Origin of the sequence: Sorangium sp. So ce131, assembly GCF_051519095.1 — a bacterium.
GTDB lineage: Bacteria > Myxococcota_A > Polyangia > Polyangiales > Polyangiaceae > Sorangium.
In genome coordinates, this window is the sequence record NZ_CP150455.1 from 9,430,486 (window position 1) to 9,454,519 (window position 24,034).

The 24,034-nt window shown below is 73.6% G+C and carries 16 protein-coding genes; 10 read left to right on the forward strand and 6 right to left on the reverse strand.

The window, feature by feature from the left end; genetic code table 11:
- Positions 1–46 precede the first annotated feature (46 nt).
- Positions 47–661 carry an MBL fold metallo-hydrolase gene (locus tag WMF43_RS34125; protein WP_437671106.1) on the reverse strand — a complete coding sequence of 205 codons (615 nt, stop codon included), beginning with the start codon at positions 659–661 and terminating at the stop codon, positions 47–49.
- Between the two features lie 81 nt (positions 662–742).
- Positions 743–1,957, reverse strand: a complete 1,215-nt coding sequence (locus WMF43_RS34130; RefSeq protein ID WP_437671107.1) for a hypothetical protein — start codon at positions 1,955–1,957, stop codon at positions 743–745.
- An 822-nt stretch (positions 1,958–2,779) separates the two neighbouring features.
- Between WMF43_RS34130 and WMF43_RS34135 the strand changes: the two genes are divergently transcribed.
- Entirely contained in the window at positions 2,780–3,865 is a 1,086-nt protein-coding gene (locus WMF43_RS34135; RefSeq protein WP_437671108.1) for a serine/threonine-protein kinase, read from the forward strand.
- A 73-nt stretch (positions 3,866–3,938) separates the two neighbouring features.
- On the opposite strand, the gene WMF43_RS34140 is transcribed toward WMF43_RS34135, so the two are convergent.
- On the reverse strand, positions 3,939–5,825 hold the full coding sequence (locus WMF43_RS34140) for an amidohydrolase family protein (protein ID WP_437671109.1): 1,887 nt from the start codon (positions 5,823–5,825) through the stop codon (positions 3,939–3,941).
- A gap of 973 nt (positions 5,826–6,798) precedes the next feature.
- Here WMF43_RS34140 and WMF43_RS34145 point away from each other — a divergent pair.
- From WMF43_RS34145 to WMF43_RS34175, 7 genes are all read left to right on the forward strand, one after another.
- The gene (locus WMF43_RS34145) at positions 6,799–8,946 is read left to right on the forward strand and encodes a TOMM precursor leader peptide-binding protein (RefSeq protein WP_437671110.1); all 2,148 of its coding nucleotides are present in this window, start codon (positions 6,799–6,801) and stop codon (positions 8,944–8,946) included.
- Between the two features lie 512 nt (positions 8,947–9,458).
- On the forward strand, positions 9,459–9,656 hold the full coding sequence (locus WMF43_RS34150) for a hypothetical protein (RefSeq protein WP_437671111.1): 198 nt from the start codon (positions 9,459–9,461) through the stop codon (positions 9,654–9,656).
- Positions 9,657–9,886: 230 nt separating this feature from the next.
- Positions 9,887–12,034 (forward strand): TOMM precursor leader peptide-binding protein, encoded by a 2,148-nt coding sequence (locus WMF43_RS34155; RefSeq protein ID WP_437671112.1) that lies wholly within the window; start codon positions 9,887–9,889, stop codon positions 12,032–12,034.
- 13 nt (positions 12,035–12,047) lie between these two features.
- Entirely contained in the window at positions 12,048–12,821 is a 774-nt protein-coding gene (locus WMF43_RS34160; RefSeq protein WP_437671113.1) for a SagB/ThcOx family dehydrogenase, read from the forward strand.
- A gap of 31 nt (positions 12,822–12,852) precedes the next feature.
- Entirely contained in the window at positions 12,853–13,926 is a 1,074-nt protein-coding gene (locus tag WMF43_RS34165; protein ID WP_437671114.1) for a TOMM precursor leader peptide-binding protein, read from the forward strand.
- Positions 13,927–14,109: 183 nt separating this feature from the next.
- Positions 14,110–15,630, forward strand: a complete 1,521-nt coding sequence (locus WMF43_RS34170; protein ID WP_437671115.1) for a protein kinase domain-containing protein — start codon at positions 14,110–14,112, stop codon at positions 15,628–15,630.
- A gap of 22 nt (positions 15,631–15,652) precedes the next feature.
- Positions 15,653–16,642 (forward strand): hypothetical protein, encoded by a 990-nt coding sequence (locus WMF43_RS34175; protein ID WP_437671116.1) that lies wholly within the window; start codon positions 15,653–15,655, stop codon positions 16,640–16,642.
- Positions 16,643–16,977: 335 nt separating this feature from the next.
- On the opposite strand, the gene WMF43_RS34180 is transcribed toward WMF43_RS34175, so the two are convergent.
- Positions 16,978–18,429 (reverse strand): OmpA family protein, encoded by a 1,452-nt coding sequence (locus WMF43_RS34180; protein ID WP_437671117.1) that lies wholly within the window; start codon positions 18,427–18,429, stop codon positions 16,978–16,980.
- Between the two features lie 11 nt (positions 18,430–18,440).
- A complete protein-coding gene (locus WMF43_RS34185; protein WP_437671118.1) occupies positions 18,441–19,577 on the reverse strand; it encodes a hypothetical protein in 1,137 nt (378 codons plus the stop codon).
- Between the two features lie 364 nt (positions 19,578–19,941).
- Between WMF43_RS34185 and WMF43_RS34190 the strand changes: the two genes are divergently transcribed.
- Together WMF43_RS34190 and WMF43_RS34195 are read left to right on the forward strand one after the other, a co-directional pair.
- Positions 19,942–22,440, forward strand: coding sequence for a M1 family metallopeptidase (locus WMF43_RS34190; protein ID WP_437671119.1), 2,499 nt, complete (start codon positions 19,942–19,944; stop codon positions 22,438–22,440).
- 34 nt (positions 22,441–22,474) lie between these two features.
- Positions 22,475–23,092: a hypothetical protein gene (locus WMF43_RS34195; protein ID WP_437671120.1), complete on the forward strand. Its 618-nt coding sequence runs from the start codon at positions 22,475–22,477 to the stop codon at positions 23,090–23,092.
- A gap of 48 nt (positions 23,093–23,140) precedes the next feature.
- On the opposite strand, the gene WMF43_RS34200 is transcribed toward WMF43_RS34195, so the two are convergent.
- Complete coding sequence (locus WMF43_RS34200) at positions 23,141–24,025, reverse strand: hypothetical protein (protein ID WP_437671121.1); 885 nt, start codon at positions 24,023–24,025, stop codon at positions 23,141–23,143.
- Between the last annotated feature and the right edge of the window lie 9 nt (positions 24,026–24,034).

A 24,034-nucleotide genomic window follows, 5' to 3' on the forward strand; every position in this document is an offset into this window, starting at 1 on the left:
CGAGCCCGCCCCGCCGGCCGCTCAGCGCACGAGAGCCGCGGGCGCGTCAGCCCTTGAGAAATGGGTTTCTGTCGCGCTCCTCACCGATGGTCGTGGAAGGGCCGTGTCCGGTCACGACCCGGGTCGACGGGTCGAGCGTGAGCAGCTTGCGGCGGATGGATGTGAAGATCGCCTGCGCGTCGCCGCCCCACAGATCGGTCCTGCCGATGCTGCGCCGGAACAGGGTGTCCCCGGTGAACGCGACGGCGCCCGTCGCCGCCTCGACCAGGAACGACACGCTGCCGGGCGTGTGCCCGGGCGTGTGCAGCACGTGGACGTCGAGCCCGCCCGCCTTCACGACGGCGCCGTCGTCGAGGTCGCCCTCCATCTCGCACGCCTCGGGCAGCGCGATGCCGAGCATCGCCGCCTGGACGGGGAGCATGTCGTAAAGGAAGCGATCCCCCTCGTGGATGCGCGCCGCGGCGCCCGACCAGCGCTGGAGCGGCGCCGTGGCGCCGACGTGATCGATATGGGTGTGCGTGTGCACGATCGCCGCGACCTTCGCGCCCGCCTTCTCGAGGCGCCCGCGGATCTCGTCGAAATCGCCGCCGGGATCGATGACCACCGCGCCCTTGCTGGCCGGGTCGACGAGGATCGAGCAGTTGCACCCCAGCGGACCCACGGGAAATGTCTCGAGCAGCACAGCGCGAGCTTGTAGCACGCGCGCGCGCCGCTGGGGCCGGGTCGTGTCGCGCCCCGCGCGCTACTTGCGCGCGCTCATCACGGAGCCGTCCGTGCCGAGGCCGTTGGTCCAGTAGACGCGCTCCGCGTCGAGCGCGATGCCGTAGGGCGACGGCTCCCCCGCGACGAACGCCCCGAGGATCCCGTTCGGCCACAGCTTCATGATGTTCGGCGAGGTCGGGTCGGTCCAGTAGACGCCCGTCCGATCGGCGGCGATGCCCCTCGGGTTGCCCAGCCCGGTGGCGATCGCCGTGGGCTCCCCGGCGCCGTCCTTGGGGGCGCGCATCACGTTGCCGGTCGTGCTGGTCGTCCAGTAGACGTGCGTCGCGTCGAGCGCGATCTCGCGCACCTCGCCCTGGTCGACCGCGATCGTGGTGAACGGGCCCTCGCCGTCGGAGTCCTTCGGCGCGGACATGACGCGGCCGCCCTGGGAGCGCACGGTCCAGTAGACGTGCGTCTCGTCGACCGCGAGCGCGTGCGGCGTCCCCGCGCGGCTCCAGAGGGTCGTGAACGGCCCGTTGCCGTTCGAGTCCTTCCGCGCGCGGACCACGGCGCCGCTGCGCTCGCGGTTCGTCCAGTAGACATACTCGTCGTCGAGCGCCACGCCGAAGGGCGCGGCCTGCGCCGCGGCGATGACCACCGGCTCCTCGCCTCCCCCGATCACCGCCCTCACGATCTGGCCGGTGCTCTCGCCGCTCTCCCCCTGGTTGGCCCAGAAGACGTGCGTCGCGTCCGCCTTGATGTCCGCCGGCTGCACCTGCTCCTCGGCCAGGGTGATCGTGGCGTCGCCCTCCCGGGACCACTGCATGACCGAGCGGCCATTGCCGTTGGTCCAGAACAGATTGCCGCCGGAGGCGGCGATGAACAGCGGATCCCGCAGGCCCACGGCGTGGGTCCGGGGCGCGACGCAGCTGCCGTTCTGGCAGCTGCCCTCGCACTCCACCGGGCACGTCCCGCAGTGCAGGGCGTCGCCCATCACGTTGACCTCGCAGGTGCCCTCGTCGTCCCCGTCGCAGTTGACGTAGGTGTCCCCGCAGACCGGCGGCTCCACGACCACCGGACCTTCGCCGCCGCCCCCGCCGCCTCCACCCGCCCCCGCCTCGCCCGCGCCCCCCGCCGCACCTTCCCCGCCGGTCGCGCCGCCCTCGCCGCCGCCCGACGACGTGGGCGCACCTCCCGCCCCGGAGGCGCCGGTGACGAAGAGGTTCGCCGCATCGGGCTCGGAACAGGCAGCCACGGCGAGTCCGACGGACAGCGCGACGAAAACGGTGCGACACAATGTGCTCTGCATGGAAACCTCCACTCATAGAGGCTACACGAGCTTGTTCGCGGAAAGCACCCGTGGCGTCTCGCATTCTCCTCGCGTTCGTCCACACACGGCAGGCGCCGATGTGGGGAGTCGGCCGCGGTGCAGCCAGGGCGATCCAGCGCGTCCAGGGCGCCTGACCGCTCGCACCTCCACGCGTGGCGTCGCATCTCCTCGGCGGCTGTCGCCGCTCCGAGCGGCGCATGTCGCCCCTCGCGCGGGGGACGACTGACCACGACAACGCGGCGAGCGAGCGGCCTCCATCCACGATCCGCCGGCCGTCCACGCGGGGTGACGGTGGGGATCGGACCCTGAAGGCCGGAGGCGCGAAGGCGGAAAGAAGAGATCAATGGTTCTCCCGCCTCCCCGCTTCATGGGAGCTCTCTCCGGTCGAGCGCGCCGACGACCCCGCGCGACCGCGCGGCGAGGCCCGCGCGGCCGAGCCACGCGGAGGCCCGGCCAACCTCGCGCGCACCTCACCCGTGTTGCACGATCTCCATGCTCGATGCGGGCGGGCGGGCGACGCCGCGGCGGGGCTCGCTCGCCGTGGCGGGGGCGACCGCGGAGATGGCGCTGAGCGCAGAGCGGCGCTACCCTCGGGCGCCGGGTGCCAGAGCGTACGATGCCAGCGAGGGTGGACGCACCGTTCCGCCGCCGAACGCCGTGCGCGTTCAGCGCGCCGGGTCGCGCCCTGCGCCGCCGCGCGGGCCACGCGGGCCGCGCGCGGGCGCGTCGTCCTGGAGGCGCGGCGTCATGAGCGGGAACGTGTACCTCGCGGGGGGACAGGCGAGCTCCGCGGCGCACGAGCGGGCCATGTCGCTCATCGGCCGGACGCTCGTCCACCGGTACCGCATCGAGGAGCTCGTCGCGATGGGCGGCATCGCGGCCGTCTTCAGGGCCAAGAAGCTCGCGACCGGCGAGGACGTGGCCGTCAAGGTGCTCCACCCGGACGCCGAGGAGCTGCCGGAGCTCATCGAGCGCTTCGAGCGCGAGGCCATCGCCGGCCGCCACATCTTCCACCCGAACGTCGCGGCGGTCTACGAGATCAACCAGCTCGACGACGGCGCGTGGTTCATGGTGATGGAGTTCATCCGCGGCATCACGCTGCGCAAGCTCATCGACAAGGGCCCCATCCCGGCCCCGCGCGCGGCGAACATCGCGCGCCAGCTCGCGACCGCCCTGAACGCGGCGCACGACTTCGGGATCGTGCACAGGGACGTCAAGCCGCTCAACATCATGGTCCTCGACGGGCCGGAGGAGCGCGTCCAGCTCATCGACTTCGGCCTCGCCAAGGTCCCCATGGAGCAGTTCTCGCTGCCCGCCGGCGACGGCGCGCGCCGCTCGCTCACCAACGCCGGGGTGCTGCTCGGCACCGTCGCGTACATGGCGCCCGAGGCCGCGCTCGGCATGCGGTCGGTCGACCGGCGCGCCGATCTCTACGCGCTCGGCGTCATCCTGTACGAGATGCTCGCGGGCAAGCACCCCTTCACCGCGACCGAGCCGTCGGCGCTGTTCGCGCAGCACCGGGGGACGCCGCCGCCGCCCATCGCCGAGCGCTCCCCCGGCATCGTCGTCCCGTTCGCGCTCGAGTCGGTGGTGATGCGCCTGCTCGCGAAGGACCCGGACCACCGGTACCCGCACGCGCGCGCGGTGCTCGTGGCCCTCGACGCCGCCCTCCAGAAGATGAGCCGGCAGGAGGCGATCAGCGTCGCCCCGGGCAGCCTCAAGGCCGCGGCGAGCTTCATCGGGCGGCGCTCCTCGCGCGCGATGCTCGCCGGGGCGGGCCTCTTGTTCTTCACGATCGGCAGCGTGATCGCCTGGCTGCTCGCGTCGCGGTGATCGCGCCGCCGGGGCGCCCTTCAGGGGACCGGCGGCGGCGCGGGAGGAGCGGCGGCGCCGCCGCTCCGCGGGCCTACTCGCACACGCCCACGGGCAGGCCCGCGAAGCCGGAGTAGTCGACGCACTTCTTGCCGCCCGGGCACGGCGCGCGGCCCGCCTCGCGCGGGTCGCAGAGGGCCCTGCAGGTGTTCGAGGAGCCATCGCACACGCTGCCGGCGGCGCAGAGGCCGGCGGCGTCGCACGGCTCGCCGTCCGAGCCCGCGCCGGCGTACCAGCACGAGGTGGAGCCGTTGCCCCAGAACATGCAGGCAGCGCCGTTCTCGCAGCCCTGCTGGAGCGGGTCGCAGCCGTCGCCCTCGACGCAGGTTCCCCCGGTGGGCGAGCGGTCGTCGAGCAGGCACGCGCTGCCCGGCGCGCAGCCCGCGGAGGCGCTGCAGGCCGCGGCGCAGGTCTGATCCGGGCCGCACGCGAGCCCGGGCGCGCACTCCGACGCCGCGAGGCACGTCTCGCCGCGGCCGGCGCCGGTCGTGGGCTTCCGCGCGAGGCTCGTCTTGCGGGGCAGCGCGAGCGCGTCGCGATCGAGGAGGACGCCCGCCCTGTAGACGCGCGACACCCGCGCGAGCGCGCCGATGTCCGCGAGCGCATCGCCGTCGACCACGACCACGTCCGAGCGCGCCCCCTCCTCGAGCCGCCCGAGATCGGGGCGCCCGAGCACGTCGGCCGCGGCGCGTGTGCCCGCGACGAGCGCGTCGAGCGGCGGCATCCCGGCCTCGACGAGCAGCGCGACCTCGCGGTGCAGGGCGAGGCCGTGGAAGACGCCCGGGTTGCCCGCGTCGGAGCCGGCGGCGACGGTGACGCCGGCCTGGTAGCAGGTCAGGACGTTCGCGAGCGCGTTCTCGCGCGATTGCCTGATGCGCTCCCGGAACGGCTCGGTCGCGATGTCCCCGAGCTGCGCCGGGTCGCGCAGGGCGGCGATCACGCCGGCCGGCACGTCGTCCCCGATGCGGGGGTCGTCGAGCTCGCTGAGCGCGCCGCTCGCCGTGCGGTAGAGGCCATCCGTCACCGCGAGCGTCGGGACGACGACGACCCCCTCGGCGGCCATGCGCCGCGCGAGCTCGGGCGAGATCCGGTCCTGGTCCGGGATGTGCGCGAAGCGCGTCACGCCCGCGCCGAGCGCCGCCTCGATGTCGGCGCTCTCCGCGGCGTGCGCGATGACGCGGACGCCGGCGGCCTCGGCGGCGGCCTCGACGGCCGCCATCGACGCGGTCGTCAGGTGCGGGAGCGACCTCGATCTCCCCGACTCGAGCACGATCTTGATGAAGTCGGGGGCCCTCGGGAGGAGCTCCTCGAAGGCGCCGCCGACGTCGGCGGGAGAGTCGATGAAGATGCAGAAATCGCCGGGCGGGCTGCCGTGGTAGCAGGGGTGCCCGCCGGTCGGCGTGAGCAGCGGCCCGGCGGCGAAGAGCTCCGGCGCGAGGATCTCGCCGGCGTCGATCCGCGCTCGCTGCTCGAAGATGACGTGCTGGGACGAGCCGAGATCGAGGTACGAGGTCACGCCGGCCCGGAGCATCGCCTTCGTGTGGTCCTCGAGGTGGAGCTCGACGTCGAAGTAGCCGTAGGGCCCGGCGACGCTCAGCGAGTGCACGTGGAGATCGATCAGCCCGGGGAGGACGGTCTTCCCGGTCACGTCGACCACCTCGCCGTCCGCGGCCTCGATCTCGCGCTCGTCGAAGAGGACCTGCCGCACCCGGTCGCCCTCGATCACGACCGCTCCCCTGCCCGCGCGCGTGCCGTCGAACACCGTACCGCCCTTCAGCACGGTGCAGCCCGCACACCCCACCTTCGCCAGGTCGACGGTCGAGGAGCCCTCCTCGACGCCGCAGCCCGCGAGCGATATCGACGCAGCAAGGGCACAGTAAGCGAGACAACCAGTCGCAAGATCGAGCGAAGTACGACGCATAACACTCCTTTGCCGATGGGCGCCGAGCGCCAAAGAGAGGGAGGCGCGCCGGGTACCGGAGGCGGCCTCAAAAGGCAACTGAGCGAAGCGTCGATTCGCGCCGCCGCGGGTGCGCACGCGCAGCGCGCCGGCCTATCCAGGGTTGTTCGACTCGGCGCCAGCCGGGAGAAGCACGATGGCCGGAACCAGCGAGAGGAGCGAGCACGCGCGGCCCCGCGCGACGATCAGGAGGCCCCGGGCAGGGCCGCGGCGCTGGCCGGCCTGGATGGCAGGGAATCGCGTTCAATATTCCGCTGTTCGATCATGAGGCGTCGCTTTGACAAAGGGCCTCCGCGTACCCCAATCATCCGTGGGAGGTTCTGCCATGAGCGATTCAAACAGCACGGATGACGCACCGAAGACGCTGGAAGTGACGATCAAGGAGATCCGCAACGCCATCGACGATTTGTCGGGCAGGCTGGATGCAATGGAAACGCCGACTCCGGCCAGCTACCAATGTCGCTGCGGCGGCGGCTGCGGCGGCGGGTGTCGCTGCGGCGGCGGATGCGGCGGCGGATGTCGCTGCGGCGGCGGATGCGGCGGCGGGTGTCGCTGCGGCGGCGGATGCGGCGGCGGGTGTCGCTGCGGCGGCGGATGCGGCGGCGGGTGTCGCTGCGGCGGCGGATGCGGCGGCGGGTGTCGCTGCGGCGGCGGATGCGGCGGCGGCTGCCGCTGCAGCTAGCCCCGAGGTCGGCGAGGGCGCGCGAGGGCTCCCCAGGAAGCCGAGGAGCACGGAAGATCATCCAAAGCGTCTTCCCGTCTTCCTGGGATCGCCCGCGATTGCGCCAGCTCGCTCCTCGGCCGCCGCAAGGCGGTCCTCGCCTCGGGTTATCGGAGCATCGCTCCTCCGGGCTCAGCATCGAACCTCTTCAACGACGGCCGACCGCGGCTGGGTCGATCCCTCGCCGCGTCGCCACTTCTCTGGAGTTCTCGCGTGGCCATCCGACTGCCCACATCATCGACCGCCGCTTCACCGCTCGAGGGCACCGCCCCGCCTGCGCCCGAGGAGGCGCGCGAGGCGCTCGCACGATCGCGCGTGCTCGTGGTCGGGCTGGAGCCGTGGGGCGCCGTCGCGACCATCGAGCTCGCGTCGGCGGGCGCAGGCGCGCTCCACGTCCTCGACGACAGGACCGTCACGGTGGACGATCTCGGCCCCTTCGCCGAGGCGGATCTCGGGAAAGAGCGGGCTCCTTCGCTCGCCCTCGCGCTGTCGCGGATCGCTCCCCGGTGCGCGGTCACGTCGGGGACGCTGCTCGCGGCCGCGGGTCGCCCGCTCGTCCTGGAGGACACCGGCTGGGACCTGATCCTCGCGTGCGTCTCGAGCGACGAGCTCCTCGTGCTTCAGGGCGTCGCCCGCTTCGCCCACGGCGCCTCCGTCGTGTCGCTCAGCGCCCACCTCGAGGGGCTCGACGCGGTGATCGGCCCGGCCGTCGTGCCCGGAGAGACCGCGTGCTGGGAGTGCTGCCGTCTCCGGCGGCTCGCGACCAGCCTGCAGCCCGAGGCCGATCACGCGCTGCAGGCGTCGCTCCTCGCCGAGCGCCCGGGCCCCCGCGCGCGCACCTACCTCGCGCCGATGCCGGCGTTCCTGGGCCACGCCGCCGCGCTCGCGGCGGTCGATCTGCTCGTCCGCCGGGGCGCGTCGCGGCTCGCGGGCCGGTTCATGGTGCAGAACCTGGTCGATCCGGAGGTGTCGCTCCACGCCGTCCTGCAGATGCCGTGGTGCCGGATCTGCGGCGGCGCCGCCGGCGCCCGCCGCGCCGGGGCCGCGCGAAAGGGCTCGACGGTGCGCCTCGCCGGCGTGCGCGACCCCGCGGATCTGCGCCGGCTGCTCGCCGGCGTCGTCGACGCACGCGCGGGCATCGTCCAGCACCTCAGGCTGAACGCGACGAGCCCGGCGCTCGCCCCCGAGACGCCGTTCACCGCCACGGCGATCCTCAGCAACTACACCGACGGCGCGGCGCACGCGCACCGCTGCGAGGAGCCGGAGGCCGGCACCGGAAAGGGCGTCACGGTCGTCGAGGCGCTGATCAGGGCGGTGGGCGAGGCGGTCGAGCGCTACTCTTCCGGGCTGTTCAACAAGGAGGAGCTCCTCCACGCCCCCGTCGCCGAGATGAAGGGCGACTTCATCGCCCCAGACCGGCTCTGCTTCTACGAAGAGGCGCAGTATTCCCAACCCGGGTTCCCTTATGCGCCGCTCGATCCGGCCACGCCGATCGAGTGGGCCCTCGGGTACTGGCTCGACACCGGCTCTCCCGTGCACGTCCCGGCGCTCCCGGCCTATTACAGCTACTGCGCTCCGCCCGAGGCCTACTTCTGCCAGGTGACCTCGAACGGCCTCGCCGCCGGCGCGACGCTCGAGGACGCGGCGATGGGCGCCGCGCTCGAGCTCATCGAGCGCGACGCCTTCATGATCTCCTGGCTCGCCCGCCGGCCGGGGCGGCGGATCCTGCCCGACGACGCGCTCGACCCCGAGGTGCAGGAGATCGCGCGCCAGCTCGAGGAGCGCGGCGCCCGGCTCGAGCTTTACCTCCTCGAGGCGGGCGTCGCGGTCCCCACGGTGATGTGCGTGGGGTACGGCGACGGCAAGCGCTGGCCCGGCGCCGTCGTCTCGCTCGCCGCCCACCTGAGCCCCCGCACGGCGATCAGGAAAGCCATCCTGGAGCAGGGCCAGATCTGCGGTTACGTCTTCCGCCTCATGACCGGCGAGGAGGTCGCCATCCCCGAGCGGCCGGAGGACGTGCGCATGCTCGAGGACCACGCGGTCTACTATATTCCGCCGAGCCGCGCCGGAGCCTTCGCCTTCCTCCGCGCGGGCCCCACGGTGACCGCCTCGCAGCTCGAGGAGCCGGAGGAGATCTCGCTGTCCGAGCTCACCCGGCGCGTGACGGCGGCGGGGCTCCGCGTCGCGATCGTCGACGTGACGTCGCCCGACCTCGCGGCGACCCCGTTCCGCGTCGCCCGCGCCCTCGGGCCCGACTTCCAGCAGATCCATTTCGGCCAGCACGCCGCGCAGCTCGCCAATCCGCGTCTCCGCGCGATGGCGCCGCACGGGATCAACCCTGATCCCCACCCGATGGCCTGAGGGAGGGCACCAGGGCAAGGAGATTTCAACGCAAAGGCGCAAAGGCGCAAAGCAGAATTTCTCTGTATCTTTGCGCCTTTGCGTTAAAAATCTCTCTTCTCTCGCCTTGATCCCTGCCAAGACTTCTGACAGTCGGAACTAGCCGGGACCTCATCACATCGCTGATCCCTCGTTGCGGGAGGTCGTGCCGAGCTGCTCGGCCCGAGGAGGCCAGCTCGGGCCTACCCTCTTCGCGCAACCGGGGACGAGCTCCGGGAACGCTGTGAGCGATGGATAATCGAGTCAGCCTCCTCGGTGGCCGGCGTGGCCGTCGATTGACGAAGAGCGTTTACACGCCCCACATATGTATGTGGAGGTTTCACCATGAGCGACTCGAACGACACGAAGGATCTGGACCTGTCGGTAAACGAGATCCGGAGCGCGATCAACGATCTTACCGGACGGATGGATGTAGCAGAACGAAATGAGCCGGCCAGCCGCAATTGTTTTGGCTGCTACCCGTCCTGCTATCCATGTTATCCGTCCTGCTACCCCTGTTATCCCTCCTGCGGTGGCTGTCACTGCGGCGGCTGTCGCTGCGGCGGATGCAGGTGCGGCGGCTGTCACTGCGGCGGTTGTCGCTGCGGCGGATGCAGGTGCGGCGGCTGTCGCTGCGGCCACTGTCGCTGCGGCGGATGCAGGTGCGCATGATCTCGCGCCGCGGCAGGTGACGTCGAGCGAGGGTTCTTCCGGGAAGGCAAGGAGGAGAGAGCTTCCGAGAACACCACCTCCTCCCGGGATGCCTCGACAGGGCGCGGCGAGCTCGCATGACGCCCGCCCGTGAAGGCGCCTCTCATCCACCCTCGCCGGCGCACCGCTCTTCTCGGAGGGAGCATCGAACTCATATCCGAAGACACCGCGCGGCGCATCGACACGCCGCCGGTGTTCCCCTGGAGCTATCATGTCCGCTCGACCGCCCAGCGCATCCACCGCAGCGCCGCCGCTCGCAGGGAGCGGCCCGCCTGCGTCCGAGGAGGCGCGCTGTCTGCTCGCGAGATCGCGCGTGCTCGTGGTGGGCCTCGCCCCCTGGGGCGCCGTCGCGGCCGTCGAGCTCGCGGCCGCCGGCGTCGGCGCCCTCCACCTCCTCGACGACGGGAAGGTCGCGCCGGACGATCTCGGCCCCTTCACCGAGGCGGATCTCGGGCAGGAGCGCGGCGCGGCGCTCTCCCTCGCGCTGTCGCGGCTCGCTCCCCGGTGCGCGGTCACGTCGGGGGCGCTGCTCGCCGCCGCGGAACGCCCCCTCGTCCTGGAAGACACCGGCTGGGATCTGCTCCTCGCCTGCGTGCCGGGCGACGAGCTGCTCGTCCTGCAGAGCGCCGCCCGCTTCGCGCACGACGCCTGTGTCCCTTCGCTCAGCGCCACGCTCGACGGGCTCGACGCCGCGATCGGCCCGGCCGTCGTGCCCGGCGAGACCGCGTGCTGGGGCTGCTGCCGCCTGCGGCGGCTCGCGACCAGCGATCACCTCGAGGCCGATCGCGCGCTCCAGGCGTCGCTCCTGGCGGAGCGCCCGCGGCCCCGCGCGCACACCTTGCTCGCGCCGATGCCGGCGTTCCTCGGCCACGCCGTCGCGCTCGCGGCCCTCGATCTGCTCGTGCGCCGGGGCGCGTCGCGGCTCGCGGGGCGGCTGCTCGTGCAGAACCTCGTCACCCTGGAGGCGTCGCTCCACGCCGTGCTGCGGGAGCCCTGGTGCGCGCTCTGCGGCGGCGCGCGGCGCGCGGGGGCGACGGCGGCGCCCGGCGGCGCCGGCGTGCCCCTGACCAGCGCGCGCGACCCCGCCGAGCTCCGGCGGCTCCTGGCCGGCATCGTCGATGCGCGCACGGGCATCGTGAAGCGGCTCAGCCTGAGCGCCCCGATCCCGGCGCTCACGCCCGAGACGCCGCTCACCGCCGTCGCTTTCCTCAGCGAGCCGGTCGAGGGCGCGCGCTGCGCGGGCCCCCCCTACGACGGGCCGAAGTTCGGCTCCGGCAAAGGGATCACGGCCGTCGAGGCCCTGATCAGGGCCGTGGGCGAGGCGATCGAGCGCTACTCCGCCGGGCGCTTCAAGGTGGACGAGCTGCTCCGCGCCCCGGTCGCCGAGATGGAGGGCGACTTCATCGCGCCGGAGCGGCTGAGCCTCTACGCCGACGAGCAGTACGCAGCGCCCGATTTCCCCTTCGCGCGGCTCGATCCGGCCACGCCCATCGACTGGACCCTCGGGCGCTGGCTCGACACCGGCGCCGTCGTGCGCGTGCCGGCGCTCCCGACCTACTTCGACTACTGGGCTCCACCCGAGGCCTACTTCTGCCAGGTGACCTCGAACGGCCTCGCCGCCGGCGCGACGCTCGAGGACGCGTCGATGGGCGCCGCGCTCGAGCTCATCGAGCGCGACGCCTTCATGATCTCCTGGCTCGCCCGCCGGCCGGGGCGGCGGATCCTGCCCGACGCGTCGATCGACCGCGACGCGCAGGAGATCGTCCGTCAGCTCGAGGAGCGCGGCGCCCGGCTCGAGCTCTACCTGCTCGAGGCGGGCGTCGCGGTCCCGACGGTCATGTGCGTCGCCTACGGCGACGGCGCGCGCTGGCCCGGCGCCGTCGTCTCGCTCGCCGCCCACCTGAGCCCTCGCACCGCGATCAAGAAGGCCATCCTGGAGCAGGGCCAGACAGGCAGGTATGCCGCCCGCCTCCTGACCGGCGAGGAGGTCGCCATCCCCGAGCGGCCGGAGGACGTGCGCACGCTCGAGGACCACGCGGCCTACTACGTCCCTCCGGGCCGCGCCGGAGCCCTCGCCTTCCTCGGCGCGGGCGGCGCGGTCGCCGCCGCGCAGCTCGAGGAGCCCGGCGACGTCTCGCTCTCCGAGCTCGCCCGGCGCGTGACGGCCGCGGGGCTCCGCGTCGCGATCGTCGACGTGACGTCGCCCGATCTCGCGGCGACCCCGTTCCGCGTCGCCCGGGCCCTCGGGCCCGACTTCCAGCAGATCCATTTCGGCCACGACCTCGCCCGCCGCGGCAACCCGCGCCTCCGGGCGACGGCGACGCACGGAATCAACCCCGACCCTCACCCCATGGCCTGAGAGAGAGAGCACCATGACCAGGAGCAAAGAAGCGGATATTGCGCGGCTCTATCAGCTCCACTCCTCGCACGTGAGGTCGCGGCCGCTCGAGCCGCCGTTCGACGAGGACGTCCAGCCGGGTTGCTTCCGCACCTACGTCGGCTCGCAGCGAACGGCGCTGCCCGGGCGCGATTTCGCGCTCGACGCGCCGCTCGGCGCCGTGCTGGAGCGGCGGCGGTCGGTCCGCGAGTTCGCCCTCAGGCCGATGCCCCTGGAAGCGCTCGGGCGGCTCCTCCACGCGAGCTACGGGGTGCGGGGCGCGCGGCAGGTCGAGGGGCAGTGGATCTGCGATCGCCCCGCGCCCTCGGCCGGCGGCCGGTATCCGCTCGAGATCTACGTCGCGACGCGGGCGGTGGAGGGGCTCGCGGACGGCCTTTACCACTACGACGCGCGGGCGCACGAGCTCGAGCTCCGGCGGGAAGGGCTCGCGCACGCGGCGCTCGCCGACCTCGCCGTCGGCCAGGACATGGTCCTCCACGCCAACGTGGTGGTGATCATCACGGCGATCCCGCTCCGCACGATGTGGAAGTACGGCCAGCGCGGGTATCGCTTCCTCTGGATCGACGCGGGTCACCTCGGCCAGAACCTCTACCTCGCCGCCACGGCCATGGGCCTCGGCCCGGTGGCCATCGGCGGCTTCTACGACGACGAGCTGAAGACGTTCCTGGAGCTCCCGGACGAGGAGGAGCCCCTCTACATCCTCTGCATCGGTCAACCCGGGCCGGCAGCGGGTGTGACAGGGCCGTAGCGCGCCTTCACCAACAGCATTGGAGAGCACCATGCCCACCCTTCGACTCAGCCGCTCGGCCAGCATCACGCCCACGGACGCGGGCGTCATCTTCCGCTCGGATCTCGGCACCTTCCAGCTGACCGGCGCGGACGTGAGCGCATTCCTCGAGCGGATGGTGCCGCTGCTCGACGGCTCGCGCGACCGCGAGGCGCTCATCGAGGCGCTCCCCGAGTACTCCCGGCGGAGCGTGGCCGCGTTCCTCGATCTGCTCGAGGCGCGCGGGCTGGTCGAGCCGGTGCCCGACGCGGCGCCGTCGCTCGACGGGGAGCGCTTCCGCGGACAGGCAGAGTTCCTCCGCAGGTGGTCCGACGCCCCCGGGGAAGCGGCCGGGCGGCTCGCCGGCGCTCGCGTGCTCCTCGTGGGGCTCGAGCCCTGGGGCGCCTCGGCGGCCCTCTCGCTCGCGGCGGCCGGGCTGCCCGAGCTCCGCCTGATCGACGACGCGGCGGTGGGCCCGGGCGACGTCGCGGTGGTCCGCGCGCGCGGCGAGGCGGCGCTCGGCGCGCCCCGCCGGGCCGCCGTGGCGTCGCTGATCCGCGAGCGCGCGCCGTGGTGCCGGGTGGAGGAGAGCGACCCCGGCGCGCTCGACGCGGGCGCCCTCCACGCGCGGGACGGGCGTCCTCACCTCCTCGTCTGGGCGGCGCGCGAGGACGACGCGGATCTCCTGGAGCGCGCCGCGCGGTTCGGCCACCGCGCGCGGGTGGTCTCCCTCTGGTCGCGCCTCGCTGGGACGACGGCCGTGCTCGGCCCGCTCGTGTTCCCGGGCGCGACGGCGTGCCGGATCTGCGCGACCGCCGAGGCGCTCAACCCCCCGCTCCCAGGGCACCCGGGCGGCGCGGCCGCGCCTCAGGCGGCCGCGATGGGGCAGCTCCTCGGCCACCTCGTGGCCATGGAGGCCCTCAAGGTGATCACGGAGTACACCCCCTCGAGGCTCGGGGGGCGGCTCCTCATGCAGGATCTCTCGACGTTCGAGACATCGCACCACACGCTCGTGAGGCTGCCCTGGTGCAGGGTGTGCGGGGAGAGGGCGGGCCGGTCGCACGGACATCGGCACCGCGCCCCGTGAGCGCGCGCCACGGCCGGGGCGCCTCGACGCCGCGCCCCGGCTGCTCTAGCCTGCGGTCGTGAAGCGGGGTCGCCTCGAAGCCATCGCCTTGTGGATGCCCACCGCCGCGCTCCCCGCGGGCGCGGCCCGCGGCGGGTCCGTGCGCTGCCGGGCGGTCGTCGCCTCGGTCCGGGGCTGAGCGTCATGATCGGTCGAACCCTCGATGATCGTTACGCGATCATCCGGCTGCTCGGTCAGGGCGGCATGGGCGCCGTCTACGAAGCGCGCCACACCGGCACTGGCCGCCGCGTCGCGGTGAAGGTCATCCTCGGCCAGTCCGCCGACGACGAGCTCCTGCGCCGCTTCCAGCGCGAGGCGCGCGCGGTCGGAGCGGTCGAGTCGGAGCACATCGCGCAGGTGTTCGACACCGGGCGCGATCGCGAGACGGGCGCGCCGTACATCGCGATGGAGTTCCTCGAGGGCGAGGACGTGCAGGCGCTCATCGACCGGCTCGGCCCGCTGCCGGTGGATCTCGCGCTCCGCGTCGCCTTGCAGGCGTGCCTCGGGCTCGAGCGCGCGCACGAGGTGGGCATCGTCCACCGCGACATCAAGCCCGCGAACCTGTTCCTCACCCGGAAGCAGGGCGGCCAGCGGGTGCTCAAGCTGCTCGACTTCGGCGTCGCCAAGATGTCGGATCACAGCCTCGGGAACGGCGGGATGACGAAGAGCGGCGCGCTGCTCGGCTCGCCGCTCTACATGTCCCCCGAGCAGGCGCGCGGCAGCGGCGTCGTCGACGCACGGTCGGACGTCTGGTCGCTCGGGATCAGCCTGTACCATGCGCTCACGGGGCACTGCCCGAACGAGCACCTGACCGGCCTCGGCGAGCTCGTCCTGGCGATCTGCACGACCCCGGTGCGCTGGATCCAGGAGATCGCCCCGTGGGTGCCGCCGGAGGTCGCCCACGTGGTGCACCGGACGCTGGTCATCGATCCGGCCGGCCGCACCGCGAGCGCCGCCCAGCTCGCGGCCGCGCTGCGCGCGTTCCTGCCGTACGGCGAGCAGATCGTCGAGGGGATGCTCGCGCCGGTCGACGCCGCCACGCGCGCCTCGCGCGTGTCGATGGCGCCGCGCGCCGCCTCGCACCCCTCGGCCATTCCCGCGGGCACCCCGCGCCCCTCGGCCATTCCCGCGGGCACCCCGCACCCCTCGGCCGTTCCCGCGGGCACCCCGCGCCCGTCGGCCGTTCCCGCGGGTGTGCCCCACGTGCTGTCGGGCACGGCGCCCCCCATGAGCGTGGGGTTGACGGGCCGCCCCAACCGACCGGCCTCGAAGCCGCCGCTCGCCCTGATCGTCGGCGGCGTGCTCGCGGCAGCGGCCGCGGGCGGGGCTGCCGTTTACTTCGCGGTCGCCGGCGGCTCCCCGCCGCCGGAGGTCCCGGCCGACCCGCCGCGCGTCGAGGCCGAGCCGCCGCCGTCCGCGTCCCCCCCGGCCGACCCGCCGCGCCCGGCCGGGTCGATGCCCGGCCCCTCGCTCACGGCGGCCGCCTCGCCCCCCGAGGTGTCGCCGCCGCCGGCCCCGTCCCCTTCGGCGCCCCCGGGCCCCGCGTCGGCGTCCGCGCCGCCCAGCGTCGCCGTGCGCCCGCCCGCGCCGAGGCCTCCCGCGCCGAGGCCGCAGCTGCCCCCCAGACCTCCGAGGAATGATGACGACGAGACATCGAGGAAGTAGCCGCGCCGCGGCTCGCCGCGCCGTGTGGAGCGTCGCTGCGCTCCTGTCGCTCGCCGCGGGCGTCGCCCGCGCGGAGCCCACGGCGGATCAAGCGGCCGCCGCCGAGGCGCTCTTCCGTGAGGGCCGCGATCTCGTGGCGAAGGGCAAGTTCGCCGAGGCGTGCCCCAAGTTCGCGGCGAGCCAGCGCCTCGATCCGGGTTACGGCACCCAGTGGAACCTCGCGGACTGCCTCGAGCGCCTCGGCCGCACCGCGAGCGCCTGGGCTGCGTTCCGCGAGGCCGCGGACATGGCGAGCCGCTCTGGCCAGGCCGATCGCGAGGCGAAGGCGGTGCGTCGCGCCGCCGACCTGGAGAAGAAGCTCGAGCGCCTCGCCGTCGCGGTGGCGGCGCCCGAGCCCGGCCTGGTCGTGAAGCGCAACGGCGCGGTCCTCGACGCCGGCGCGTGGGGTGCGCCGCTCCCGGTCGACCCTGGCAAACACGTCGTCGAGGCGACGGCCCCTGGCAAGAAGCCCTTCACCGTCGAGGCGCAGACCGCCGGCCCCGGCCAGATCGTCACGGTCGAGGTCCCCTCCCTCGAGCCCGCCCCCGAGGCGGCCGTCCCGCCCCCGTCCGGCCCCGTGCTCGCCCCCACCGCGCCCTCGCCGCCCCTCGCGGACGACGGCGCCGGCACCCGCCGCACCCTGTCTTTCGTTGCCGGCGGCGTCGGCCTGGCCGGCGTCGCCGTCGGCTCCGTCTTCGGCCTCATCGCCAGCTCCCGATGGAACAAGGCCCAGGACGACCACTGCCGCACCGAGACGCTCTGTGACGCGCAGGGCGTCGCGCTGGTCGACGACGCCAAGGGCGCCGCGACGCTCTCCACCGTCGGTTTCGTCGTCGGCGGCGTCGGCCTTGCAGCCGGCGTCGCCCTCTTCGTGACCTCCCTCTCCCCTACCCCCCCCACCGCCGCCCGTCTCGTGGTCACCCCCGCCCTCACCCCCACCGCCGCCGGCCTAGACCTCCGGGCCCGCTTCTAGCCCAGACCGCGAGCGCCGGCGGGTGGGTCCGCGCTCGCCGACGTGGCGCGGGCGGGCGCGCCGAGCACCGACCTGAGGTGCCATAACCCCCCAGTCCTCTCGACGCCTCAGGCGCGCCTTGTGTGGCGCGCACCATAACGTCCCAGTTGGCGTGGCCCGAAGGGAGGCATGCCGGGCGGTGTCCCCTGCGCAAGCTCCCCCGCCCCAGTCTTGCCGATTGGCCAGCGCCCGCCCGCGCCACGTCGGCGAGCGCGGACCCACCCGCCGGCGCGACGCCGCCCGGGATCCCGCCCCCCCTCCCAGGCGAGACCCCGAGCCGCCGCCCCCGCGTCGCGTCACTCGTCGATGACGAACTCCACGCGCCGGTTCTTCGCCAGGCTCGCCGGGTCATCGCCCTCCGCCAGCGGCTTGCTCGACCCGTACCCCTCCGCCGTGAGCCTGCCCGGGCTGACGCCCTTCTGGATCAGGTAGTTGCGCACCGTCTCCGCGCGCTCCCGGCTGAGCTGCATGTTCAGCTCGTCGGTCCCCGTCTCGTCGGTGTGCCCCTCGACCCGCACCCGCTCGATCTCGGGGTTCGCCTTCATGACGAGCGCCACCTGATCCAGCGTCTTGTACGACTCCGGCTCGAGCTCCGCCGACCCCGTCCGGAACCGGATGGTGTCCCGCATCGTGAACTCGCCGGCCTCGTACGTGACCCGCGGCTCCCCCTTGTCCGGGCAGCCGTCGTCGTCCTCGACGCCGTTGATCGTCTCCTTCTCGTCCGGGCACTCGTCCTTCGCGTTCGGCACGCCGTCGTGATCGTCGTCGGCGTCCTCCTCGGGGCAGCCGTCGCTGTCGTACTCCGCGTCGCGGTCCTCGGGCACGTCGGGGCACTGGTCCCGCTCGTCCGAGACCCCGTCGTGGTCCTGGTCGTGCGACGTCGGCGTGTACTTGACCCCCGCGAACACCCGGAAGATCGGCACCCCGTAGCCGGCCAGCGCGCCGATGCCCGGCCCCGCGACGATCTCCCACTCGTCGCTCGGGTTGATCTTCACGTACCCGAGCGCCTCGAGCGGCGCCTCCTCCAGGTCGGCCTCCTTGAGGCCGATGCCGCCGTTCGCCTCGGCGCCGATCTCGACCTTCCCGTCGATGCCGCCGAAGCGGTACCCGAGCGCCGCGGCGTACGTCAGCTCGCTCGCCGCCTCGACGTTCGCGTACGTCGTCCCCTCGCGGATCGCGACGCCCGCGTTCACGCCGAACCGCAGGCCGGGCGCGAAGCGGTGATCGAGCACGAGCCGCGGCCAGAACACGACGTTGCGCGCCCCGCCCGAGAAATCGCCGGAGTGCGTGGGCACGCGCAGCTCGGCCACGAGGCCGAGGCCGATGGAGTCGCGGTCGTCGAGCAGGCGCAGCTTCGGCACGAGCCGGATGTCGCCGATGCCCGCCGACGACGGCGAGCCCTCCCCCGTCTGCCCGAGGAACAGCGGCACGTCGAGCCCGATCGCGAACGGCTCGGCGATCGTCACCGACGCCATGAGGTCGGCCCCCAGCCGGCCGCTCACGATCTGGCGCCGCACCTCGCCGTCGCCCGTCGCGACGATGAGCGGGTTGCGCGCGTAGTTCAGGAAGAGCCCGAACGCCCAGCGATCCTGGGGCTCGCGGACGCCGGAGCCCTCGGTGACGACGAAGGCGTCGTGCGTGACGGCCGGCTTGAAGCGCTCGATGTCGATGTTGTTTTCCTGCGCCCGCGCCCCCGTCGAGGCGGCGAGGACCAGCAGGGCGGTGACGGCGGTGATCCGTGCGCGCATCGGTCTCCTCTTCATCGGATGGCCCCGGGTCCACGGCGCGGGCGACGCCGCCACCTCAGGGCGAGCCCGCCCACGGCGAGCAGGGAAAGGGCGCCCCCGCCGTACGGCGCGGGCCCCGTCGCGCAGGCGCAGGCCCCGCCGCGCACCTCGTCGCCCGGCTGGATCCCCGGGTCGCCGGGCCCGCCGGCCCCGCTCGACGCCGAGCCGTCGACGCACCGGCCGGTCGGCGCGCAGCGCTCGCCCGCGTCGCACTGGGCGCCGCCCAGCGTGCACGCGGCGCACTGGCCGTCCACGCACACGAGGTCCCCGCAGTCGTCGTTCGACGAGCAGGTGCCCGAGGCCACGGGCACACACCGCCCGTCGGGCAGGCAGTCCTCGCCCGCGTCGCAGTCCGCGTCCTCGTAACACGACACGGGCAGCACGCAGTCGCCGCCCACGCAGACGCCGTTGCCGGCGCAGTCGTCGTCGCTGGTGCAGCCCGACACGACCACGTCCGGCACCCGGTCGTCGTCGTCGTCCGCGGGCACACACGGCGCGGCGATGCCGATGTCGAGGTCGCCCGGCCCGAGCCCCGCCGTGGCGTTGACCGAGCGGAAGTACAGGTTCGCCTCGCACGTCGCGGACACGCCCACCACGCCGAGATCGATCGACGCCTGCGCATACCCGCGGTTCGCCTCGTTGATCAGCACCGGGTCGATGTCCACCCCCGCCTCGATGACGACCTGCTCCTCCATCACCGGGGTCTCCGCGTAGGCGCCCCCCTCGAAGGTCCAGAACCCCGCGCGCGTGCCGTCGCCCTTCACGCCGAGCACGTACTCGTACCCGCCCGGCGAGCTGTCCGTCGTGAACTGCGCGTTGATCGCCGTCTCCACGGCCGGGCCCCCGGCCGGCCCCCCGGTCCCCTGGTTCCGGTCGGCGTCGATGAACACGAACAGCGTGACGTCGGCGCTGATCGCCGTCTCCTGCGACACGTACGCGCGCGTCCAGAGCCGCCCCGCGGCGGCGACCGCGTACGCCGTACGGAAGTCGATCGCCTGCTCCGGCTCGTCGAAGGTCTCGCCGTCGCCCGCGACGTCCTCGTCCCCGAACGGCCAGTGCGGCTCGCCGGTCTCGTCGACCGCCACGATCTCGTGGAGGATCGGCGACATCCGTCCGCCGGTCCACGTCTGCGCGGACGAGGTTCCCGCCCCGAGCGCAACGGCGAGCGCTGCCCCCAGAGCCAGCGGCGCAGCGAACGAGCGCCGCCTTACGCACCCATCTCGGTGATGTGCCATGGCGCGAGCATCCTCGCACAAGTCGGCGCAACCATTACAAATGAAAGGCGATCTGCGCAGGGGGTGCGCAGGGGTGCGCGCCCCGCGCTCCCCCTCCGCCGGGCTTGGCCGCGAGCCCGGTTTCTGTAACTGTCCATCGGTCAGTTACCCGCCGCCGCGCCGGCCCGCGGCCCCGGGGGCGCTCCGATCCGGAGCGCCCGGCCCCGTGACATTCACCCCTGCCTCCCGAGGAACCCGGATGCACCGCCCTGCTCAGAACCACCGCCCCGGAGCGTTCCGGCTGGCCTGCCTGCTGCTCCCCGCGCTCGCCGCCGCGTGCTCCGACGGCGGCCCGCCGCCGCTCGAGGGGAGCGCGTTCGACGTCGCGCGCTACGACCTCCGGGGCGAGTTCGACTGGGAGCGGCGCCGCCTCGTCGCGACGCTCGGCCTGACCTTCTCGCTCACGGGCGACGGCCCCCGCGCCGTCGTCCTCGACAGCGCCGTCGAGGTCGCGGAGGTCCGGCTGAAGGGCGGCGGGGTGCTCCCGCACGCCGTCGATCGCGCGCGCGGCGATCTCGCGATCGACCTCGCGGCCGTGCCCGAGGCGGCGCGCCGCGCGCCGATCGACGTCGAGATCGACTACGAGGCGCCCGCGGGCGACGCGCTCCGCGCCGTCCCGGCGCGCCTCGGCGATCCGGTCCCCGTCCGCGCCGTCTACACGATCTCCGAGCCGCTCGCGGCGTCGCAGTGGATGCCGTGCCACAACGCGCCCTCGGACCGGGCGCTCTTCTCGGTCGCCATGCGCGTCGCCCCCGGCGAGACGATGATCGCGAACGGCGACCTCGCCGCCGACGAGGACCTCGGCGCCTCGGGCCGCCTCGTCCGTTACGAGACCGCCTACCCGCTGCCGGCGTACCTCATGGCGTTCGCGATCAGCGACTTCGAGGTGGAGCGCGCCACGAAGGGCGACCTCCCCCTCTCGATCTGGCGCCGCCGCGGGCTGCCCGGCGACGCCCGCGGGACGCTCGACGAGCTCGCGCGCGCGATCGACCGCTTCGAGGAGCTGCTCGTCCCGTACCCCTTCGAGAAGTACGCGCTCGTGCTGCTGCCGGACTTCTCCGTGGGCGGGGTCGAGCACGCGAGCGTCACCTTCCAGCGCGAGGAGCGGAGCACGCAGCCCTCGCTCGCCTCCGATCTCCTGCTCACCGCGCACGAGCTCGCGCACCAGTGGTTCGGCGACCTCGTGACGGTGAGCACCTGGGACGACCTCTGGATCAAGGAGGGCATGGCCACGCTGCTCCAGCAGGAGGTCGCGCGCGCCCACGTGGACGAGAGCTGCGCCGGGACGCTGAACGGCGACGAGCTCGGCGCCGCGGAGGGCGAGGCCGCGCGCGACGTGTCGCTCGATCCGGACGAGAAGTACACGAGCGGCCCCTACGGCCGCGCCGCCTGGGTGCTCACCCAGATCCGCAGCCTCGTCGGCGAGGACGCCTTCTGGTCGGCGCTGCGCGGGGTCCTCGAGCGGCACCGCTTCGGCAGCGTCGGCACCGACGAGCTCCTCGACGCCTTCGCGCCGGCGCTCGGCCCGGACGCGACGGCCCGCGCCCGCCGCGCCGTGACCGCCAGGGCCCTCCCGCGGCTCACCGTCGAGCCCGCGCCGTCCGGCGGCGCGTTCGTCACGCTCCACGACCCGGACGGCGCGCTCGTCGCGCCCCTCGACGTCGCCTGGATGGCCGGCGACGGCCCCGCCCGCGCGCAGATCCTCGCGCCCGGCGAGCGCGTCGCGCTCGCGCCGCAGCGCCCCTCCGAGCTCCTCGTCGTCGATCCGATGGACCGCCACCCCGAGCGGTCCTTCCTGGCCACGGAGCGCGATCGCGACGCCTACGCCGCGGGCCTCGCCCCGCTGCGCGCGCCCGCCGATCCCGCGGCCGTCCCGCGCTTCCTCGACGCCGGCGGCGCGCACCAGCTCGCCGCGCTCCGGGACGGGCTGCCGAAGGCGCTCGCGCCCGAGGAGCTCGAGGCCTTCGTCGCGGGCCTCGACGCCGACGCGGCCAGGGCCGTGGCGCTCGGGGCCGCGTGCGAGGTCGCGAGCGCGCCGGGCCTCGACGAGAAGGCCCGCGCCGCGTGGGCGCGCGCGCTCACCGACCTCTTCTCGAGCGCGGCGATCAGCTTCGGGCTCGACGACGTCGAGAGCTACGCCGCGTGCAGCGCCGTCGTCTCGCCCGAGGTCCTGTTCGCCGACGACTGGTCCGCGCTGGAGACCGGGCTCGCGTCCGGCGGCGTCTCCGACGCGCGGCTCCTGTTCCTGTCCAAGTTCGCCCTGCCCGAGGCCAGGGCGCTCGCCGTGTGGGGGCCGGTCGCGCTGAGGTCGAGCGCGCTGCGCTCGCGCCTCCTCGCGGTCCGGCACCTCGCGGCGTACCTCGATCGGCTCGACCCGGCCGCGCTGCCCGCGTGGCGCGCCTTCTTCGCCAGCGTGCTCGAGGCGACCGACGTCGCCGAGGTCCTCCGCGCCGACCTCCGCGCCGTGGTCGCATCCGCGGCGCCCGCCGCGGCGGACAACCGGGACGCGCTCGCGGGGCTCGGCCGGGTCCTCCGCGCGCGCGACGCCCGCTCCGTCCATGCCGAAGCCGTGTGCGCCGCGCTCGCGCTGACGCGCGGCGACCAAGTGGCCTGGGACCGGTTCGTCGCCGGGGTCGCGGCCACCCCCCAGAGCGACCTCGCCGCCCTCCTGCTGCGCGCCCCCGCGCGTTGCCGCTGAAGCTCCCGCCACGCGCTGCTAGACTCGCCGGCCCATGCCGGAGCTCATCGATCTCCTTCGCCAGAACGCCTCGGTCGCCCGCGTCGCGGAGTACCTCGACGGGCTGACGCACGACGAGCGCCTCCGCGCCCTCTCGACCACCACGCGCGCGGATCAGCGCGCGCTCTACAACGCCGCGAGCGCGGCGCCGGCGCTCACGCTCGACTTCTTCGTCCCGAGCGGCACCCCGCCCCGCGCGGCGGTCCATCACAAGGGGAGGAACAGCCTCCCTCTCCCCGCGCCGCTCCGCTTCTTCGAGAAGCGGTTTGCCCTGCCCGAGGACGGCAGCGCCCGCCTCTTCGGTTACAACGAGGGACTCACACGCTCCTGGATCGGCCCGGGCTTCTTCGTCGCCGTCCCCACGGCCGGCAACCTCGCCTGGCAGGAGCGCGGCGCGGTGGTGATCGACTATTTCCAGGTCCCTGACGGCCCCGTTCCCGACGGCTGGCCCAGGGTCGTGCCGAACGGCAAGGGGCTCCAGTCCTTCGTCTATGACGGGACACGCGACTTCATGCGCCGGGTCTCGAAGCACGTCTCGATCGGCGCCGCGTTCAAGGGCGAGAAGGCGCTCGATCATTACTTCACGCTCTGCCGGGAGCCCGGCGGAGCGTAGCGCTCGCCGGCCCCGCGCCTCGCCTGGCCAGGCTCCTCGACGTCTCGCTCAGATCTCGGAGTAGGCGCGGGAGATGACCCGCCGGGCCACCGACTGGACGCCGGTGTGCTCGTAGTAGCTGGTCATCACGTCGAGCGCCGCGGCCACCACGTCGAGCTTGTCGTCCGAGAAGGAGATGTGCTCGCGCACCTTGTCGAGGACGCCGGCCTGAGTGATGCCCTTCTCCTGCACCAGCTGGGTGACCTTGCCGCCGGTCTGCTCGAGGTTCTTCTGGATGAGGGCCTTGTGCTCATCGGGACCGCGACCGGGCAGGTACTTGGCCACCGCGTTGTAGAGCTTGCTCTCGGTGAGCGCCGAGCCCGAGACGGCGGCGGTGATCTTCTCCATGAAGTTCGGCCCCAGCGGCAACACGCAGTCGATGGCCGCGAAGGCCGCCAGGCGCATGATGTCGCTCTTGCCGTAGCTGCCGACGGCCCTGGCGAACTCGGCCACCCCGTCGCCGGGGATGCCGTTCACGAACACGAACGAGGCCAGCTCGCACGCGAACTTGACGCCCGCGTCCACGGCCTGCGCCGTCTCCGGCTGTGGGGTGATGGCCTTCAGGAAGCCGAGATCGAACTTCTGGCCGATGAGGTTCACCGCGGAGGCGGCGGCGATGGTCTTGTCCAGGCTGTCCACCATCTGGAAGCACCAGACCGCTTTCTGGTAGCTGTTCGACGGGTCGGTGTAGAGCTGGATGGCGCGTTGGCCGACCTGCTGGACGAGGTCCTGGTCGCTCTCTCCCGTCTCGTCGGCGATGAGCTCGTCGAAGTTGGTGATGTTCTTCCACTGGCCGGGGGCGATCCAGTCGAGCGCGTGGAGCACAGCACCGGTGACGCTGGTGCCGGGCAGGTCGTTGACCAGCTTGAAGATCGGGTCGTCGCTGTCGCTCATGGTCTCTCT